Here is an 18,111-nt window from a genome sequence, read left to right as displayed (position 1 = left end):
ACTCATGCCTATCGTAAGAGCAAAGCCAACATCACCAGGCCGTCGTTTTGTTGAAAAAGTAGTGCATCCACACCTTTATAAAGGTCGTCCGTTTGCAGCGCTTCTAGAATCAAAAAGCAAGACCGGTGGTCGTAACAATAATGGCCGTATCACTACTCGTCACATCGGCGGTGGTCATAAGCAACATTATCGTATTATTGATTTTAAACGTACTAAAGACAATATCCCAGCTACAGTAGAGCGTATTGAATACGATCCTAACCGTACTGCGCATATTGCTTTACTTAAGTACGCTGACGGCGAACGTCGTTATATTATCGCTGCTAAGAAGCAAGTAGTTGGCGATACTGTAATGTCAGGTGAATTATCACCAATTCGTCCAGGTAACTGTTTACCGCTAAAAAACATACCACTAGGTACTGTAATCCATAATATCGAACTTAAAATCGGTAAAGGTGCACAGATGGCTCGTTCTGCGGGTGCTAGTGTTCAGTTGCTAGGTCGTGACGGTATTTATGCTATTCTACGTATGCGCTCTGGCGAAACACGCCGTGTACACGTGAATTGCCGTGCTGTTATTGGTGAAGTTTCTAACACTGAAAACAACTTGAAATCACTTGGTAAAGCTGGTGCTTCACGTTGGCGTGGTGTTCGTCCTTCTGTTCGTGGTGTCGCTATGAACCCGGTTGATCACCCACACGGTGGTGGTGAAGGTCGTAATAAAGGTCGCCATCCAACTAGCCCTTGGGGTCAGAAGTCTAAAGGACTTAAAACGCGTCACAATAAGCGTACTGACAACATGATCATCCGCCGCCGCGCCAAGAAGAAATAAAGGAAGAATTTCATGCCTCGTTCATTGAAAAAAGGTCCATTCATAGACGCGCACTTATTTGCTAAAGTTGAAAATGCATTAGACACCAACTCACGCAAACCAATTAAGACTTGGTCGCGCCGCTCGATGATTCTGCCACAAATGGTTGGCCTAACTTTATCTGTTCACAACGGCCGTACTCACGTACCGGTTATTGTGAGTGAGCAGATGGTTGGTCATAAACTAGGTGAATTTGCCCCGACTCGTACGTATCGTGGTCACGGCATTGACAAAAAAGCTAAGAGATAAGGTGCTTACCATGGAAGTAACTGCAAAATTACGCGGTGCCGCCATATCGGCACAAAAAGTTAGACTCGTTGCTGATGAAGTTCGTGGCAAATCTATCGAGCGTGCTTTGGATATCCTAACGTATAGTAATAAAAAAGGCGCTGTGTTTGTTAAGAAATGTCTTAACTCAGCCATCGCCAATGCCGAAAACAACAACGGTTTAGATATTGATACGCTTAAAGTATCAACCATCTACGTTGATGAAGGCATTACGCTAAAACGTATCCTACCACGTGCCAAAGGTCGCGCTGATCGTATCAGTAAGCGTACCTGTCACATCACTATAAAGGTAGGAGAATAAGTTATGGGTCAAAAAGTACATCCAATCGGAATTCGTCTTGGTGTTGTAAAAAAGCATAATGCAAATTGGTATGCTAACCCTAAACAATACTCAGAATACCTCATTAACGACATTCAAGTTCGTGAGTATCTACGCAAAAAGCTAGATAACGCTATGATCAGCAACATCATGATCGAGCGTCCTACTGGCGCCGCTAAGATTACCATTGCCACTGCGCGTCCTGGTATTGTTATCGGTAAGAAAGGCGAAGATATCGAAAGACTTCAAAAAGAATTGACCAAAATTATGGGCGTACCTGCTCAGGTCAACATTGAAGAAATCACGTCACCTGATCTTGATGCACGTTTGGTAGCAGACGGTATCGGAAGCCAGCTTGAGCGTCGTGTTATGTTCCGTCGTGCGATGAAACGCGCGGTACAGAACAGCATGCGTTCTGGTGCTAAAGGTATTAAAGTTGAGCTGTCTGGTCGTCTTGGCGGTGCTGAGATTGCTCGTAGTGAGTGGTATCGTGAAGGCCGTGTGCCATTACATACACTTCGCGCTGATATTGACTATGCGTCAGTACGTGCAGAGACAACTTACGGCACCATCGGTGTAAAAGTTTGGATCTTCCGCGGAGAGATCCTTGACGGTATGAACAGTGTTTACAATCCCGTCAAAGAAGAGCAGACTCGTGCGCCAAAACGCCGTGGTCGCGGAAACGGAAACCGTCGAAACTCAGACAGAGGTTAAACTATGTTACAGCCAAAACGTACCAAGTTTCGTAAAATGCATAAAGGTCGTAACACTGGGCTAGCTCATCGTGGAAGCACCGTTGCATTCGGACAAATTGGTCTAAAATCATTGACGCGCGGTCGTATGACAGCCCGTCAAATCGAAGCAGCACGTCGTACCATCACTCGTAAAATTAAGCGTGGCGGTAAGATTTGGATTCGTGTATTCCCAGACAAGCCTATTACCAACAAGCCATTAGAAGTACGTATGGGTAAAGGTAAAGGTCCTGTTGAATATTGGGTATGCGAAATCAAACCTGGTAAAGTGCTATATGAAATTGAAGGGGTACCAGAAGAGCTTGCACGTGAAGCTTTCACGCTTGCTGCAGCAAAACTGCCCTTTAAAACTACCATTGTTAAGCGGACGATAATGTAATGAAGATCAGTGAATTACGTGATAAATCATTAGAAGAACTGACCCAGTTACTTGATGAAAAGCAACTTGATGCTTTCCGTATTCGTATGGCTAAAGCAACTGGTCAGTTGGGTAATACCCATGAAGTCAGAGGCAATCGTCGCACGATTGCTCAGATTCAGACTTTGATTAACGAGAAACAACGAGGCGACTCATGAGCGATAACAATCAAACAGCTAATGCTAGCGTATTGACAGGAAGAGTTGTCAGCGACAAGATGGACAAGTCCATCACAGTTTTGATTGAACGTCTTGTACGTCATCCTTTGTATGGCAAGCAGCTTCGTCGTTCTACAAAAATCAAAGCTCATGATGAGAATAACGTTTGCCAACAAGGCGACCTTGTCCGCATCAAAGAAACGCGTCCAATCTCAAAAACCAAGTCTTGGACTTTGGTTGATGTGGTTGAAAAAGTAGAAAAAATCTAAGTAAATTGCATTAAAAGCCAGAAGCTGTTAAAATAGCCGCCTTTTTAAGGATGCTGATTGCGCCGAGCGTATATCACTCACATTAAGAGTAGCAGCGGTTATTTATATTAAAATGCCGACTACTCATACTGTGCTAGCGGCAGCAACTGGTTTTTATTGCTCATACGTGTGGAGTAACGCTATGATTCAGGTTGAGTCAATGCTGGAAGTTGCAGACAATAGCGGTGCAAGGCGAGTTCAGTGCATTAAAGTACTGGGTGGCTCTCATCGTCGTTATGCATCAGTTGGCGACATTATTAAAGTAACGGTTAAAGAAGCCATTCCTCGCGGTCGTGTTAAAAAAGGCGACGTGATGAATGCGGTAGTTGTACGTACCAAAAAAGGCGTTCGTCGTCCTGATGGTTCTGTTCTGCGTTTTGATGACAATGCTGCGGTATTGTTAAACCAAAACAAAGCACCGATTGCAACTCGTATTTTTGGACCGGTAACTCGTGAACTACGTGGTGATCAGTTTATGAAAATTGTATCCCTAGCACCAGAAGTATTGTGAGGTAATCCATGTCAAAATTACGTAAAGGCGATACAGTTATCGTGATTGCTGGTAAAGATAAAGGCAAACAAGGTACTGTACAAGCTGTAAAAAACGATCGTATTAAAGTTGAAGGCATTAATATTGTTACTAAACATCAGAAGCCAAATCAGGCAACTGGCGTTGAAGGTGGCATTCTTAAGCAAGAAGCTTTTCTGCATATCTCAAATGTCGCAATATTAAATGCGCAAACCCAAAAAGCTGATCGTATTACTTATCAGTTCGGCGAAGACGGCAACAAACAACGCGTCTATCGTTCGAACGGTGAAGTAGTGGCGACTGCGTAAGACACTAAGGGTGTAATGGTAATGGCAAGATTAAAATCTTTATATAACGATGAACTAAAGCAGCAAATCAAAGAAGACCTTGGTTTAGCGAATGTGATGCAAGTGCCTAAAATCACTAAAATCACACTCAACATGGGTGTAGGCGGCGCGTCTCAAGACAAGAAATTGCTTGAAGGTGCTGTAGCTGATATGACCGCGATTGCTGGTCAAAAACCTGTGGTCACTAAAGCGCGTAAATCAGTTGCTGGCTTTAAGATTCGTGAAGAATGGCCAATTGGCTGTAAAGTAACGCTACGCGGTGAGCAAATGTACGAATTTTTAGATCGTCTCATTGCCATTGCAATTCCTCGTATTCGTGATTTCCGCGGTTTTTCACCTAAAGCCTTCGACGGACGTGGTAACTACTCATTGGGTATCAAAGAACAAATCGTATTCCCAGAAGTAGATTTTGACAAAATTGATCGTATCCGCGGTATGGATGTGACAATCACCACGTCAGCTGGTAATGATGAAGAAGGTCGTGCGTTACTCAAAGCATTCGGCTTCCCATTTAAATAAGGTAAAGACGTTATGGCAAAGAAGAGCATGATTAACCGCGAATTAAAGCGCGAAAAAATGGTTGCTAAATATGCTGAAAAGCGTATCAAGCTAAAAGAAACTATCAGTGATATGACTGCAAGTGACGAAACTCGTATGGAAGCGATGCTAGAGCTACAAGCTCTTCCACGCAATTCATCACCAGTACGTCTGCGTAATCGTTGTGCTATCACCGGTCGTCCTCACGGTTACTTCCGCAAGTTTGGCTTATCACGCAATATGCTGCGTGAGCGTGTCATGCAAGGCGATGTGCCTGGTGTTCGTAAAGCAAGCTGGTAAGGAGTAACTATATGAGTATGCAAGATACCGTTGGGGATATGCTAACCCGTATTCGTAACGCACAAATGGCTAACAAAGTATCGGTAGCAATGCCGAGCTCTAAATTACGTAAATCAATTGCTGATTTACTGGTTAGCGAAGGTTATGTAGCGAACGCTGTTGTTACTGAACAAGACAACAATAAAGCCACATTGACTATTGAACTGAAATACTTCGAAGGCAAAGCTGTCATCGAAACTATCCAACGTTTTAGCCGTCCTGGTTTACGCCAGCATCGCGGTAAAGACGCTATCCCTACTGTTAAGCAAGGTATGGGTGTTGCTATCGTATCGACTAGCCAAGGTATCATGAGCGATCGTGCTGCACGCGCTGCTGGTATCGGTGGTGAAATCGTTGCATTCGTTGCCTAATTAGCATTTATGCTATTGGTGATGAGACGACAAAGTCTACTTGAACCCCTTTGAGCTGTTGTAAGTCCATAATGATTTGTAATGAGCTTAAAGAAAGCTAAGCATTTGAAGTTGATAAAATTGAATGGTGCTTAGTGGGAACAACTATGCTAAACTAGCAGGCTTTTTAGCCTGTTAGTTTTTTCGCTAATATAAAGAAGTTAATTTTTTAAGGAATATTCCTATGTCTCGTGTGGCTAAAGCCCCAGTGACGCTGCCAAACGGCGTAAGCGTTACTTTGAACGATCGGCAGGTCGAAGTGAAAGGCAAGAACGGCAATTTGTCTTTACGCCTGCATGAATTGGTCGAGCTGAAACAGGAAGATGATGCGATCATTTTCTCACCTACAGTCGATTCAAAAGAAGCCATGATGCACACTGGCACCATGCGCGCCCTGCTTAACAATTATGTTACTGGCGTGAATGAAGGCTTTGAAAGACGCCTTCAATTAATTGGTGTTGGTTATCGCGCGCAAGCTACTGGTAATAAAGTAACGCTAAACGTTGGTTACTCTCATCCAGTAGAATATACGCTACCTGAAGGTGTGTCAGCTGAAACCCCAACGCAAACTGAAATTGTTTTGAAATCAAACAATAAGCAGCAGCTTGGTCAAGCAGCGGCTAATATCCGTGGTTTCCGCCCACCAGAGCCTTATAAAGGCAAAGGTATTCGTTATAGCGACGAACATGTGGTTCGCAAAGAAGCTAAGAAAAAATAAGGTGAGTTGAAATGTTTGATAAAAAAGCAGCTCGTCTGCGTCGAGCTAAGAAAACCCGCGCGCATATCCGTCATTTAGGCGTACATCGCTTAACGGTTAATCGCACGCCAAAGCACATCTATGCCCAGATTATCTCTCCGAACGGTGGTGAAGTGATTGCTCAGGCATCTACCTTAGACGGCAGCTTGCGCTCAGGCGCGACTGGCAACGCTGATGCAGCGACGTCTGTAGGCCAAATGATCGCAGAACGCGCAAAAGCAGCTGGGGTTACTAAAGTTGCCTTTGACCGTAGTGGTTTTAAATATCATGGTCGAGTTAAAGCTTTAGCTGAAGCAGCTCGCGAAAACGGATTGGAGTTTTAATCATGGCTAGAAATGATAAAAATGATAAAAATGAGCAAACAGACGGTTTAGTAGAACGCTTAGTTACCGTTGACCGCGTCGCAAAAGTAGTTAAAGGTGGTCGTATTTTCTCTTTCACCGCATTAACTGTTGTTGGTGATGGCAATGGTCGTGTTGGTTTTGGTCGTGGTAAAGCACGTGAAGTGCCAGCTGCTATTCAAAAAGCGCTAGAAGCTGCCAAACGCAATATGATTACTGTTGAGCTAAACGATGCAACTTTGTATCATCCGATCAAAGCACGTCATGGTGCTAGTAAAGTCTACATGCAGCCTGCATCTGAAGGTACTGGCGTAATCGCTGGTGGCGCAATGCGTGCTGTGTTAGAAGTTGCTGGTGTCAAAGATGTTTTGACTAAATGTTATGGTTCTACCAATACTGCTAACGTGGTTCGCGCTACGTTTAACGGTTTACGTGATATGTCAACTCCAGAGAAGATGGCAGCAAAACGTGGTAAATCTGTAGACGAAATCTTGGGTTAACTTAGACTAGGTGAGTTACGATGAAAAAAATGAAAGTCACTCAATTTAAATCGGGTGCCCATCGCCTAAAGAGCCACAAAGCGAGCTTGAAAGGATTGGGTTTACGCCGTATTAATCATACTGTTGAAGTAGAAGATACTCCTTCAACCCGTGGTATGGTCAATCGCGTCAACTACATGGTAAAAGTGGAGGAAGCGTAATGGGTCTTAGATTAAATGAATTATCACCAGGTGTTGGCGCAAAGAAAACTGCCCAACGTCGTGGTCGTGGTATCGGTTCAGGTCTTGGTAAGACTGGTGGTCGTGGTGTAAAAGGTCAGAAATCTCGTTCAGGTTCTAGCATACGCTCAGGATTTGAAGGTGGTCAAATGCCTTTATATCGCCGTCTACCAAAATTTGGTTTTACCAGTAGAATGGCAATGACGACTGCTGAAGTCCGTCTGTCTGAATTGAATAAAATTGAAGGCGATGTGGTCAGCATTGAAACACTTAAAGCTGCTAACCTTATCCGTCATGATATGAAGCGTGCTCGTGTAATGTTGTCAGGCGAAGTGACTAAAGCTTATACCTTTAAAGGTATTAAAGTGACTAAAGGCGCTAAGCAAGCAATCGAAGCTGCTGGTGGTAGCATCGAGGAGTAGTAACGTGTCAAAACAATCAATGTCATCGGCTGGTATACCGCTTAATCCATTTGCCTTCATACGCAAGTATGACGAATTATGGACGCGTTTATTATTCTTAATCGGCGCATTGATTGTTTATCGTTTAGGGTCACATATTCCAGTTCCGGGTATCAACCCAGTTAACTTGGCTGATCTGTTTTCGCGCAACGAAAACACCATTCTGAGCATGTTTAATATGTTCTCAGGTGGTGCGCTAGAGCGTATGTCTATTATGGCGCTTGGCATTATGCCATATATTTCAGCATCGATTATTGTACAGATGATGTCTGCAGTACTGCCATCGCTTGAAGCCCTCAAAAAAGAAGGTGAAGCGGGACGACGCAAGCTAAACAAGTACACCCGTCAAGGGACACTTGCTTTAGCTCTAGTACAGTCATTAGGAATGTGTGCTGGCTTAATCAGCCAAAATCTTACCTTATCCTCTGGTTTGACTTTCTATATTCCAGCCGTTACTTCATTAGTAGCGGGCGCAATGTTCTTAATGTGGCTTGGTGAGCAGATTACAGAGCGCGGCGTTGGTAATGGTATCTCAATGCTTATTTTTGCGAGCATTGTGGCTGGTACGCCAGGTATGATTTCGCAGTCTATCGAACAGGTCAATCAAGGTCAGATGAACCTGATTGTACTGTTCATTTTTGTACTATTAGGCATCGCGGTTACTGCAGGTATTGTTTATATTGAACGTGCTCAGCGCCGTGTCCCTGTCAACTATGCACAAAAACAGCAGCAAGGTCGCAAGATATACGCTCAACAGCAATCACATTTGCCGTTGAAGCTGAACATGGCAGGGGTTATCCCAGCTATTTTTGCTAGTTCTTTGTTACTGTTCCCTGCAAGTTTAGGGCAGTGGGTTGGTCAATCAACTGATCCTACTTTTGTACAAAAAATATTGCAAAATATGGCATTGGTGTTGTCCCCAGGGCAACCGCTATATTTAGTACTATTTGGCGCGATGATTATTTTCTTCTGTTATTTTTATACGGCATTGGTATTTAGCCCGCGTGAAGTAGCAGAAAACCTTAAGCGTAGTGGTGCGTATATCCCTGGTATTCGCCCTGGACAACAAACTCAGCGTTACCTCGATCATGTATTAAACCGACTGACCTTTATTGGCGCGATGTATATGACGGTTATTTGTTTAATGCCGATGGTCGTCCAGTCATCGTTTGGTGTGCCGTTTCAACTTGGTGGTACATCTTTACTGATTATGGTGGTTGTGGTAATGGACTTCATCTCGCAGATTCAAGCGCATTTGATGACCCATCAATATCATGATCAGACGTTAATTCAATCGCCCACTCAACCTTAAATGAGCGGTACGATATTTCAAGGAGTATGCTATGAAAGTTCAAGCATCAGTTAAGAAGATTTGTGGTAGCTGTAAAGTTGTGCGTCGTAAAGGCCGTGTACATATTATCTGTACAGCAGAACCGCGCCACAAGCAACGTCAAGGTTAATATTTAGTATCATAAAGTTTTAAACTTTTGTTACTATCTAAATTAATACTTGAAAAATAACGGCGGATGGGATATCATCCGCCACTTGCCGTGTTTATGCAGAATATTTTGTAATGCTGTCAATGGTTAGGCTTTTAACTAAGCCAAAACAGCGACAGTGACCATAATATATTTAGTATTAACAGCAACAATTCTGAAGAATAATGCCTTATTGATAAATAACGCTTATTTTTCTTTAATGGAGAGAAATCAATGGCTCGTATTGCCGGCGTAAACATCCCGGATAATAAGCATGCTGTTATTTCACTAACTTACATCTTTGGTGTAGGTCGTACCACTGCTCAGAAAATATTAGAAGCAGTTGGCATTGCCCCTACTACTAAAGTTAGTCAGTTAGATGATACACAGTTAGATGCTATCCGTGCACAAATTACAAATTACATGACTGAAGGTGATCTTCGTCGTGAAGTTTCAATGAATATCAAGCGTTTAGTTGATCTTGGTTGTTACCGTGGCATACGCCATCGTCGCAACCTACCAGTTAGAGGTCAGAACACCAAGAACAACGCTCGTACTCGTAAGGGTCCGACACGCCCTCTCAAAAGATAATTAACTTAGGAAGCTAAAAGATGGCAAAAGACACTCGCAGTCGCAAAAAGGTGGCTCGTCGTTCAGTATCGGAGGGCATAGCCCATATCCATGCGTCTTTTAATAACACCATTGTTACGATTACCGATCGTCAGGGTAATGCATTGGCTTGGGCCACTTCAGGTGGACAAGGCTTCCGTGGTTCACGTAAATCTACACCATTTGCAGCTCAGGTTGCAGCTGAAGTCGCTGGTAAAGCGGCTCAAGAATATGGTGTTAAGAATATCGACGTTTTGGTCAAAGGACCAGGACCGGGTCGTGAGTCTGCGGTAAGAGCACTAGGTGCATTGGGTTATAAAGTTAACAGCATCTCTGATGTAACCTCAATCCCACACAATGGTTGCCGTGCGCCGAAAAAGCGCCGCGTCTAATATTAAAGACGAAGCTTTTTATCCCAAAAGCTTATAGGAGACATAACAATGGCCCGCTATATTGGACCAAAACTCAAATTATCACGTCGTGAAGGTACAGACTTAGGCCTTAAGTCTGGTGTTAAACCATACGATGTTAAAACGAAAAAAGCTGGTCGTCCACCAGGTCAACACGGTGTAAGCCGTAACAAGACCTCAGAATATGCTCTACAGCTGCGTGAAAAGCAGAAAGTTAAGCGTATTTATGGTGTGCTAGAGCGTCAATTCGCTAACTACTATAAAGAAGCTGCTCGTAAGCGCGGTGCTACCGGTGAAAACCTACTAGCCATGCTTGAGAGCCGTCTAGATAACGTTGTATATCGCATGGGCTTTGGCTCAACTCGCGCAGAAGCACGTCAGCTAGTCAGTCATCGTACTGTTATGGTAAAAAAAGCTGGCCGTGATGAGTTTGTTCGTGTGAACATTCCATCAATTCAGCTTCAAGATGGTGATGTCATCGCTATCCAAGAGAAGTCTCGCGAACAACTACGTATTAAAAACGCTATCGAATTAGCGACACAACGTGGTATTCCAGAATGGCTAGATGTTGATCACAGCAAACTACAAGGCACGTTTAAACAAGCGCCTGATCGTATTGATCTACCTGCTGAAATCAACGAAAGCTTGATCGTTGAGCTATACTCTAAGTAAATGACGTACTGCTCGATGTCATGAAAATGGCATTGAGCAATTAACGTTAATTAAACCAGTTTAATAAATCGAGGTGACATCATGATGCTAAATGCAACTGAGTTTCTAACGCCGAATGCCATTAACGTGGATACGGTTAATGAAACGATTGCGAAAGTCACGCTCGAACCGTTAGAACGCGGCTTTGGGCATACCCTAGGTAATGCCTTACGTCGTATCTTGTTATCTTCATTACCTGGTGCTGCAGTCATTGAAGCTGAGATTGATGGCGTTGACCATGAATACTCTACGCTTGAAGGGCTACAAGAAGATGTACTTGACTTGCTTTTGAACTTAAAAGGCTTGGCAATTACGCTTCATGACCAAAATGAAGTATTTTTGACCTTGGATAAACAAGGTCCAGGCACTATTACTGCTGCAGATATCGCGTTACCACACAATGTTGACATCATCAATCCAGAATTGGTATTGGGTACATTGAGTGATCGTGGTCATCTTAAGATGCGTTTGCGCGTAGTAATGGGTCGTGGATATGAGCCAGCAAACCAGCGCCGTGAAGATGGTGACACTAAGGCAATTGGACGCTTAAAGCTTGATGCAAGTTTTAGTCCTGTGCTTCGTGTTGCCTATCAGGTTGAGAACGCTCGTGTAGAGCAGCGTACTGATCTTGATCGTCTTATCATTGAGCTTGAAACTAATGGCACTATAGATCCAGAAGAAGCAATTCGTAAAGCAGCCACTATTTTACAACAACAGATTTCTATCTTTGTTGACCTAGAAGCTGAAGAAGCGCCTGAGCCTGTGAAAGAGAAAGAAGAGGTTGATCCGGTGCTATTACGCCCTGTGGACGATCTTGAACTAACGGTTCGCTCAGCCAACTGCTTGAAAGCTGAAAACATTTACTATATCGGTGATTTGGTACAACGTTCAGAGACTGAACTTCTAAAAACCCCAAATCTTGGTAAGAAATCATTAACGGAAATCAAAGACGTTTTAGCGTCTAAAGATTTAGAGCTCGGTATGCGCCTAGATAACTGGCCACCAGCTGATTTACGTGTTGATGATCGCTTTTCTTATCGTAGCCGTTAAACTTTAAGGATTTTTGACTATGCGCCATCGTAAGAGTGGAGTCAAGCTGGGTCGTACCGGCAGTCATCGTAAGGCAATGTTTCAGAACATGACTAACTCATTATTTGAGCATGAACTGATCAAAACAACTTTACCAAAAGCTAAAGAACTACGTCGCGTTGCCGAGCCATTGATCACTATGGCTAAAGAAGACAGCGTTGCTAACCGTCGTTTAGCATTCAGCCGTATGCGTAGCAAAGCTATGGTAGGCAAATTATTTGGCACGTTAGGTCCTCGTTACCAGACGCGTCCAGGTGGTTATTTGCGTATCGTAAAATGCGGTCATCGTGATGGTGACAATGCGCCAATGGCATATGTAGAATTAGTTGATCGTGACTAATTTTATACTGAATATATGATTCATAAAAAAGCTCCAATCGATTGGAGCTTTTTTTTATGCGTTTAAATAAGTAGTTATAATAGCAAAGAACTAACGTCAGCAGCACCTTGTCTGATGATTTCAGGCTGGCTACTGGTCATATCAACGATAGTGGTTAGCTTAGTGGTTTTTATACCTGCGTTAATGAGACCGTCTATTTGGTTGCTTAACAGATCTTCTATTTCAAACGGATCATCAAGTATATCATCGCGATTTGGTAATATTAATGAGCTGGTTAAGATAGGCTCGTCCATGGCTGCCAAGAGTGCTTGGGCGATAGGATTACTTGGCACACGAATACCAATGGTTTTTTTCTTCGCATGTGCCAGTTTCTTTGGTACGTCTTTTGTGGCATTAAGAATAAAGGTAATAGGAGCTGGCGTATGAGCCTTAAGCTGCTTGAATTGCACATTATCTACTGCTGCATAGTTGGCAATTTCACTTAAATCCCGGCACAATAACGTAAATTGATGCTTATCATCAAGCTCACGGATTTGTTTTAATTTTTCGAGGGCGTCTTTTGCGCCTAAACGACAACCAAAAGCATAACTGGTATCGGTAGGATAAATGATTAATTGATCCTTGCGTAATAGATCAGCAGCTTGCTCAATAAGACGTGGCTGCGGATTTTCGGGATGAATATAGAGCACTTGCATAATAGTTCCTTGTTTTATAATTATAGGTTATATACTTTTGAGATGGTGAATGAGTTGTTATCAAATAAATAATGCTAGAAAGAAATAACGCAAGAGAGAAATAACGCAAGAGAGAAATAACGCAAGAGAGAAACAAGAATAATAATGAGTCAATCCTTTGCTAGCTTCGCTTTATCTTAGCTGCACCACAAAATCTACTTATCTATCAGTATAGCTTAAAGCAAATATAAGTTTATTGGCAAGGCGTTACGGTTGGTAGGAAATCGTTAACATCTTACGAGCTTCGCTATCATTAATCTTATAGATATTTATCGTGGCTCGCTGTTAGTTAATTTATCGTTACAAACACTTAATAATACCCGTAGCAAAGTCTTGGCATCACGTGGCAGCGTTACTGGCTTTGTAATATAAGCTTCAACTTGTAAATAAACGTCATGAGCAAAAGTGCTACCAATGGTATCGAAGTCGGCAAACAGATTGTCCTGTGAGACTCGAAAGTGATATCCACAGGCAAGAGTAAATAAACACTCAAGCGCTTGCGGTTTAATCTCTACGCACTCAAATGCTTGCTGCTGAGAGGCTGAACGCCCATCTGGTGCATACCAGTAGCCAAAGTCGGGTAGGCCTCTACGTTCTTTCCCAGCGACGCACCAATGGCTGCACTCATGCAGCGCACTGGCAAAAAATCCGTTAGCAAACTCGATTCGTGCTGGCTGATTGTTCTGAGCAGGGAAATATTCTGGCTCACCATCACCAAATGCTAATATCACTTGATGCTTGGCAAACACGGTATTAAATAAACAAATAAGCCAATTGGTTGCTGCTTTTTCAGTATCTACTATAGAAGCACTTTCCTTAGACAGTTTTTGCCATTGATCTGCTAAATCTTTTAGGTTTGTATTTATTTTAGAATTGAGTGAGCAATTCTTTAGAGTGCTCATAGGGCATTCTATAGCTGTATCTTCTAAGTCAGTGAGATGTTGAAGCAAAAGAGTCGTATCAATAGAAGACCACAATGCAGAAAAATCAGGGTTGGCGGTAGGCGATATCATAGATAGAAGATTGACCGAATAAAAAATAAGAGACTGTTGGTACTCTATACATGAAATGAGTAAATAAAAATGTGAGGCAACCCAAAGGTCAAAAAATCTTAACATACTAGCGCTAGCGCTACTCAGCGCTTTCCGCTAGTATGGCAGGCAATATTATACACCGTTTTTGATGAATGAGGCCGCGTATGTCAAGCACTCCAATAAGCAAGCCTTCAGCGGCTCAAGCTGATAATATGCAGAATCCTATATCGAGTAATATGCCCGAACACCTTTCCTTAAATAAATGGGAAGACACTGGCTTTGAGTGGGCAGGAGAGATAGAACCTACCTCTTTTGAGCGTCTTTCCGCTATACTGACGACCGAGCATGAACAAGAAAAAATCCAGCTCACTGCCAATCTTTATCGTCGTAATAATGTCTTACATCTGTCATTTAAATTGGTGGGTGATGTATGGCTAACTTGCCAGCGCTGCTTGCAACCCGTAGCCACTGACTTAACTGATGATTATGATATTGCACTACTCGATGACGAGAGCCAAGTGGGCCTAGTCAATGAAGAGCAGGACTATTTATTGCTTGATGAAGTCATTACTGAGCAGTCGCCAGAGCGCTTATTGCCTTTGAAAAAATTGGTTGAAGATGAAATATTGCTTAAAACACCGATGGCACCGAAGCACGATGACTGTGAAATGACGGTTGAGCAATTTGGTGAGATACCTGAAGAAGAAGAAAATGAAAATCCTTTTGCCGCTTTAGCATCGTTGAAAGGCAAGTTATAAAAGAAAAAATGCTGTATTCAATTGATTTAGAATGCCTTTTATCGGCTTTGTGCAGAAGAGTCGTACGCAGGGCTTTATTAATCGATGAAACATGCGTATAATGTCCCGTTTATTGCATTCTAGCAACAGGTTACTTGCAGATAAAAACTGACTAGGCAAATTGACTATAGATTTTAGACGTAGTTAGCATTTTAATGCACGTGGCAATCTATTTAACTAATGATGCGTAAGACTTAGGTTGTTGTGATTATATAGCCTCTGTCAGTATCGACTAAAGCTGAATTTTAAGCTTATCCCTTTTAAGTATAGGAGCTATATCATGGCTGTTCAAAAAAGTCGTAAAAGCCGTTCTCGTCGTGACATGCGCCGTTCACACCATCGTATGGAAGTGGCTGAGCTAAGCGTAGATGCTACCACTGGTGAAAAACATCGTCGTCATCACATGACTAAAGATGGTTTTTATCGTGGTCGTCAGTTGTTCAAGGTCAGTCAAGACGCTTAATTGACTATTTAATCAGTGATGCAACAATACGATGGTGCTGATGGCACTTTACGGCTTTTTGTACCGCTGTTATTAGGCAATAAGTTTTGAGCTAAAGAAAGCCAAGTTATTTCGCTACCATATATTACGTGGTGGGATGACTTGGCTTTTTGCTATGAATTTTTTATGACGTAATTTCCTATCATTGGTTTTTATCACGTAATTTTTTATCAAATGCGGTGCCTAAAAAACTGTCAAAAGCTAAATATTATCTTACCTTAACGCCTCATTTTTTCATCAGCTATGATAATAGTATCTGTCAGTGTATAGTTTACTTATAATCAGCTGTCTGAGTGATCAGTTAAAAATATAACTCTAGACCGCCCCTAATTTTACAATACTCCCCATTATCTTTAGGGATGTTTTCAATTACATAAGGAATATTGGTTATGGCCTCTGTACCCGATATGATAAAAAAACAGCCAACCCGCATCGCGGTGCTTTTCCCTGGACAAGGCTCACAAATTGTCGGTATGACCAGCGAGCTCGCTGAAGCTTATCCAGAGATTCGTGATACTTTTGCTGAAGCAAGCGAAGCACTGGGTGAAGACTTATGGGCAATTTGTCAGGATGAAGAAAAGCTCAATCAAACGCAATATACTCAGCCAGCCTTATTGACGGCTAGTATCGCCATTTGGCGCATTCTACAACCAAAATTCAAAAAAGCGCCGTGCTATTTAGCGGGTCATTCTCTAGGTGAGTACAGCGCCCTTTGTGCCGCTGGAGTGATATCGCTTGCTGATGCGGTGAGATTGGTACATACGCGCGGTCAGTTGATGCAGGAGGCGGTAGTAGGTATCGATACAGCGATGGCAGCAGTGCTAGGGCTCGAAGATCATCGTGTGGAAAACTTGTGCGAGCAGGCAACCGAGCATGTTGATGGCGCGATTGTCGGAGCGGCAAATTTCAATAGTCCAGGACAAGTTGTGGTCTCAGGAAATGCGGCAGGCGTCACAGCTGTCATCGATAAAGTAAAAAATACTGGCAAAAAAGCCATCCCACTAAAGGTGAGCGTGCCATCACATTGTGCGCTTATGGCGCCAGCAAGTAGTGCTTTAGCGGAAGCCTTAGCAGCTATTAAGTTTGATCAAGCAACCATTCCGGTTATTCAAAACCGTCATGCGCGTGTTGAGAGTAGTGCGGCAGGTATTAAGCAAGCATTAACCGAGCAGCTAAGTGAGCCAGTACTATGGTCAAAGACCATGCAAGAGCTGGCTGATAAGCAAATTAATATTTTAATCGAGTGTGGCAGTGGCAATGTATTGAGCAATTTGGCCAAGCGTCAAGCGCAACCAATTGCCAGCTATCCTACTGACAAGCCCACCCGTCTTGATAAATTAATGGAGGTATTATCATGAGCCGTACGATTACCCTAGTGACTGGTGCCAGTCGCGGTATTGGCAAGGCAGTCGCCAAACGTTTTGCAAAGGAAGGACATTTCGTGATTGGGACAGCCACCACAGAGAAAGGTGCTGAACTTGTTGATGGTTATTTACATGATAGTGGTGGTATTGGCCGTGTATTAGACGTACGCGATACGGCACAAATCGATAAGCTATTTGAAGAGATTGAAAGCGTCTATGGCGCGGTGCAAGTGTTGGTTAACAATGCTGGTATTACCCAAGACGGTCTATTGATGCGCATGAAAGATGAAGATTGGGAGAACGTGGTTGATACCAATTTGACATCGGTTTATCGTATGAGCAAACGTGCGGTACGCGGTATGATGAAGGCGCGTCGTGGTCGTATCATTAATATTACCTCTGTCGTTGCTCAAATGGGCAATGCTGGTCAGTCTAATTACGCGGCGACTAAAGCGGGCGTAGAAGGTTTTAGCCGTACACTCGCACGTGAAATCGGCTCACGCCAAGTCACGATCAACTGTGTGGCACCCGGTTTAATTGAGACGGATATGACGGATGAGCTTGACGAGCGCCTACTAAATTCGATGCTAGTAGCCGTGCCTATTAGTCGTCTTGGGCAGCCAGAAGACATCGCAGCTGCCGTACATTTCTTAGCCAGTGACGAAGCCAGCTACATCACAGGTGCTGTTATTCCTGTCAACGGCGGCATGTATATGTAGGTGACGCACAAGTGTTACATACTTATAATAAAAAACTGTGTGAACGAGTGTAAACTATAATAAAGGGTGCTATAATGACGAATACTTTTACGTCAAAGCCCTGTATGATAGCAGGGCTTTACTAGACATTAGACAGAACGTATAACGTGTCATAGAGTACTCAGACGGCAATGCTGATCTGGCAAATTCCATTTTATATACTAGGCGATAACGTTTAACTATCGCGCTATCGCAGTTTATTAAAAATAATAGATGATAAAGGAGTAATCTACATGAGTAATGATACCGAGCTAAGAGTAAAGGCGGCAGTAGCTGAGCAATTAGGTATGAATGTTGAAGACATCAACAACGATGCTTCATTTATGGAAGATTTAGGCGCTGATTCATTGGATCTAGTCGAATTGGTTATGTCATTCGAGAGCGATTTTGGCATCACTATTCCTGATGAAGATTCAGCTGAATTGACGACGGTTCAAAAAGCAATCGACTACGTACAAGCCCAGCTATAACTCGCTATTTGCTTAGCAAGTCTTACAATGCCGCTTATCTATACAGCATAGATAAGCGGTTTTTTTATGTTTGTTATTTATTCTAAGAGTCTATCCCAGTCATTTATGCTCATCTAGTGATTCATTTCATTAACATAAGCTACGCCAAATCAACATTACTCAACATACTATTACTATTCATCATATGTGTCTTTGCCTATACTAATAATGGTAAACAATAAATAATAGTAATTACTAGATATAATTACCATTAAAAGAATAA

Annotated in this window: 31 protein-coding genes; 29 read left to right on the top strand and 2 right to left on the bottom strand. The window is 42.7% G+C overall.

Going from position 1 to position 18,111, the window contains the following annotated elements; translation table 11 throughout:
* The first annotated feature begins 4 nt into the window (after positions 1-4).
* The 24 genes from rplB to rplQ all read left to right on the top strand — a co-directional run bounded on the left by rplB (position 5) and on the right by rplQ (position 12,190).
* Positions 5-832, top strand: a complete 828-nt coding sequence (rplB, locus tag JMY08_RS08805; protein ID WP_010196679.1) for a 50S ribosomal protein L2 — start codon at positions 5-7, stop codon at positions 830-832.
* Between the two features lie 12 nt (positions 833-844).
* Positions 845-1,120 (top strand): 30S ribosomal protein S19, encoded by a 276-nt coding sequence (rpsS, locus tag JMY08_RS08800; protein ID WP_010196682.1) that lies wholly within the window; start codon positions 845-847, stop codon positions 1,118-1,120.
* Positions 1,121-1,130: 10 nt separating this feature from the next.
* Positions 1,131-1,460, top strand: a complete 330-nt coding sequence (gene rplV / locus JMY08_RS08795; protein ID WP_010196689.1) for a 50S ribosomal protein L22 — start codon at positions 1,131-1,133, stop codon at positions 1,458-1,460.
* A 3-nt stretch (positions 1,461-1,463) separates the two neighbouring features.
* Positions 1,464-2,192 (top strand): 30S ribosomal protein S3, encoded by a 729-nt coding sequence (gene rpsC / locus JMY08_RS08790; protein ID WP_010196691.1) that lies wholly within the window; start codon positions 1,464-1,466, stop codon positions 2,190-2,192.
* Between the two features lie 3 nt (positions 2,193-2,195).
* A complete protein-coding gene (rplP, locus tag JMY08_RS08785; protein ID WP_010196693.1) occupies positions 2,196-2,609 on the top strand; it encodes a 50S ribosomal protein L16 in 414 nt (137 codons plus the stop codon).
* Positions 2,609-2,806: a 50S ribosomal protein L29 gene (gene rpmC, locus JMY08_RS08780; RefSeq protein ID WP_010196696.1), complete on the top strand. Its 198-nt coding sequence runs from the start codon at positions 2,609-2,611 to the stop codon at positions 2,804-2,806. Before rplP ends, rpmC begins: the two co-directional genes overlap by 1 nt.
* Positions 2,803-3,075 (top strand): 30S ribosomal protein S17, encoded by a 273-nt coding sequence (rpsQ, locus tag JMY08_RS08775; RefSeq protein WP_010196699.1) that lies wholly within the window; start codon positions 2,803-2,805, stop codon positions 3,073-3,075. The genes rpmC and rpsQ overlap by 4 nt, the downstream gene beginning before the upstream one ends.
* A gap of 181 nt (positions 3,076-3,256) precedes the next feature.
* Positions 3,257-3,625 (top strand): 50S ribosomal protein L14, encoded by a 369-nt coding sequence (gene rplN / locus JMY08_RS08770; RefSeq protein WP_010196702.1) that lies wholly within the window; start codon positions 3,257-3,259, stop codon positions 3,623-3,625.
* An 8-nt stretch (positions 3,626-3,633) separates the two neighbouring features.
* A complete protein-coding gene (gene rplX / locus JMY08_RS08765) occupies positions 3,634-3,951 on the top strand; it encodes a 50S ribosomal protein L24 (RefSeq protein WP_010196703.1) in 318 nt (105 codons plus the stop codon).
* Positions 3,952-3,972: 21 nt separating this feature from the next.
* Positions 3,973-4,509, top strand: a complete 537-nt coding sequence (rplE, locus tag JMY08_RS08760) for a 50S ribosomal protein L5 (protein ID WP_010196704.1) — start codon at positions 3,973-3,975, stop codon at positions 4,507-4,509.
* A gap of 12 nt (positions 4,510-4,521) precedes the next feature.
* Positions 4,522-4,827, top strand: coding sequence for a 30S ribosomal protein S14 (gene rpsN, locus JMY08_RS08755; protein ID WP_010196705.1), 306 nt, complete (start codon positions 4,522-4,524; stop codon positions 4,825-4,827).
* Positions 4,828-4,838: 11 nt separating this feature from the next.
* Positions 4,839-5,237 (top strand): 30S ribosomal protein S8, encoded by a 399-nt coding sequence (rpsH, locus tag JMY08_RS08750; RefSeq protein WP_010196706.1) that lies wholly within the window; start codon positions 4,839-4,841, stop codon positions 5,235-5,237.
* Positions 5,238-5,460: 223 nt separating this feature from the next.
* The gene (gene rplF, locus JMY08_RS08745; protein ID WP_010196707.1) at positions 5,461-5,994 is read left to right on the top strand and encodes a 50S ribosomal protein L6; all 534 of its coding nucleotides are present in this window, start codon (positions 5,461-5,463) and stop codon (positions 5,992-5,994) included.
* 11 nt (positions 5,995-6,005) lie between these two features.
* Positions 6,006-6,356 (top strand): 50S ribosomal protein L18, encoded by a 351-nt coding sequence (gene rplR, locus JMY08_RS08740; RefSeq protein WP_010196708.1) that lies wholly within the window; start codon positions 6,006-6,008, stop codon positions 6,354-6,356.
* A 2-nt stretch (positions 6,357-6,358) separates the two neighbouring features.
* Positions 6,359-6,874: a 30S ribosomal protein S5 gene (gene rpsE / locus JMY08_RS08735; RefSeq protein WP_010196711.1), complete on the top strand. Its 516-nt coding sequence runs from the start codon at positions 6,359-6,361 to the stop codon at positions 6,872-6,874.
* Between the two features lie 20 nt (positions 6,875-6,894).
* Positions 6,895-7,074: a 50S ribosomal protein L30 gene (gene rpmD, locus JMY08_RS08730; RefSeq protein ID WP_010196714.1), complete on the top strand. Its 180-nt coding sequence runs from the start codon at positions 6,895-6,897 to the stop codon at positions 7,072-7,074.
* Positions 7,074-7,514, top strand: a complete 441-nt coding sequence (gene rplO / locus JMY08_RS08725; protein WP_010196716.1) for a 50S ribosomal protein L15 — start codon at positions 7,074-7,076, stop codon at positions 7,512-7,514. The genes rpmD and rplO overlap by 1 nt, the downstream gene beginning before the upstream one ends.
* A 19-nt stretch (positions 7,515-7,533) precedes the next feature.
* Positions 7,534-8,865: a preprotein translocase subunit SecY gene (gene secY / locus JMY08_RS08720; protein WP_173240232.1), complete on the top strand. Its 1,332-nt coding sequence runs from the start codon at positions 7,534-7,536 to the stop codon at positions 8,863-8,865.
* Between the two features lie 31 nt (positions 8,866-8,896).
* The gene (gene rpmJ / locus JMY08_RS08715; RefSeq protein ID WP_010196721.1) at positions 8,897-9,013 is read left to right on the top strand and encodes a 50S ribosomal protein L36; all 117 of its coding nucleotides are present in this window, start codon (positions 8,897-8,899) and stop codon (positions 9,011-9,013) included.
* Between the two features lie 252 nt (positions 9,014-9,265).
* On the top strand, positions 9,266-9,622 hold the full coding sequence (gene rpsM / locus JMY08_RS08710) for a 30S ribosomal protein S13 (RefSeq protein ID WP_189586278.1): 357 nt from the start codon (positions 9,266-9,268) through the stop codon (positions 9,620-9,622).
* Between the two features lie 20 nt (positions 9,623-9,642).
* A complete protein-coding gene (rpsK, locus tag JMY08_RS08705) occupies positions 9,643-10,032 on the top strand; it encodes a 30S ribosomal protein S11 (RefSeq protein ID WP_201592914.1) in 390 nt (129 codons plus the stop codon).
* Positions 10,033-10,080: 48 nt separating this feature from the next.
* Positions 10,081-10,722 carry a 30S ribosomal protein S4 gene (rpsD, locus tag JMY08_RS08700; RefSeq protein ID WP_010196731.1) on the top strand — a complete coding sequence of 214 codons (642 nt, stop codon included), beginning with the start codon at positions 10,081-10,083 and terminating at the stop codon, positions 10,720-10,722.
* Between the two features lie 81 nt (positions 10,723-10,803).
* The gene (locus JMY08_RS08695; RefSeq protein ID WP_021813386.1) at positions 10,804-11,811 is read left to right on the top strand and encodes a DNA-directed RNA polymerase subunit alpha; all 1,008 of its coding nucleotides are present in this window, start codon (positions 10,804-10,806) and stop codon (positions 11,809-11,811) included.
* A 19-nt stretch (positions 11,812-11,830) separates the two neighbouring features.
* Positions 11,831-12,190, top strand: coding sequence for a 50S ribosomal protein L17 (gene rplQ / locus JMY08_RS08690; RefSeq protein WP_010196736.1), 360 nt, complete (start codon positions 11,831-11,833; stop codon positions 12,188-12,190).
* Positions 12,191-12,264: 74 nt separating this feature from the next.
* On the opposite strand, the gene JMY08_RS08685 is transcribed toward rplQ, so the two are convergent.
* Positions 12,265-12,885: an L-threonylcarbamoyladenylate synthase gene (locus JMY08_RS08685; RefSeq protein WP_010196739.1), complete on the bottom strand. Its 621-nt coding sequence runs from the start codon at positions 12,883-12,885 to the stop codon at positions 12,265-12,267.
* Between the two features lie 308 nt (positions 12,886-13,193).
* Entirely contained in the window at positions 13,194-13,826 is a 633-nt protein-coding gene (locus JMY08_RS08680; RefSeq protein WP_227679642.1) for an elongation factor P hydroxylase, read from the bottom strand.
* Between the two features lie 296 nt (positions 13,827-14,122).
* Between JMY08_RS08680 and JMY08_RS08675 the strand changes: the two genes are divergently transcribed.
* The 5 genes from JMY08_RS08675 (at position 14,123) to acpP (ending at position 17,849) form a co-directional block, all read left to right on the top strand.
* Positions 14,123-14,716 (top strand): YceD family protein, encoded by a 594-nt coding sequence (locus tag JMY08_RS08675; protein WP_201592912.1) that lies wholly within the window; start codon positions 14,123-14,125, stop codon positions 14,714-14,716.
* Positions 14,717-15,035: 319 nt separating this feature from the next.
* Positions 15,036-15,218 carry a 50S ribosomal protein L32 gene (gene rpmF, locus JMY08_RS08670; protein ID WP_010196743.1) on the top strand — a complete coding sequence of 61 codons (183 nt, stop codon included), beginning with the start codon at positions 15,036-15,038 and terminating at the stop codon, positions 15,216-15,218.
* Positions 15,219-15,646: 428 nt separating this feature from the next.
* Complete coding sequence (fabD, locus tag JMY08_RS08665) at positions 15,647-16,615, top strand: ACP S-malonyltransferase (RefSeq protein ID WP_201592911.1); 969 nt, start codon at positions 15,647-15,649, stop codon at positions 16,613-16,615.
* A complete protein-coding gene (fabG, locus tag JMY08_RS08660) occupies positions 16,612-17,340 on the top strand; it encodes a 3-oxoacyl-ACP reductase FabG (protein ID WP_201592910.1) in 729 nt (242 codons plus the stop codon). The genes fabD and fabG overlap by 4 nt, the downstream gene beginning before the upstream one ends.
* Before the next feature lie 272 nt (positions 17,341-17,612).
* Positions 17,613-17,849, top strand: a complete 237-nt coding sequence (gene acpP, locus JMY08_RS08655; RefSeq protein WP_025652201.1) for an acyl carrier protein — start codon at positions 17,613-17,615, stop codon at positions 17,847-17,849.
* Positions 17,850-18,111: the final 262 nt, after the last annotated feature.

This window comes from Psychrobacter sp. Pi2-51 (assembly GCF_904846665.1).
Taxonomy (GTDB): Bacteria; Pseudomonadota; Gammaproteobacteria; order Pseudomonadales; family Moraxellaceae; genus Psychrobacter; species Psychrobacter glaciei.
This window is presented reverse-complemented; position numbering and strand designations above follow the sequence as displayed.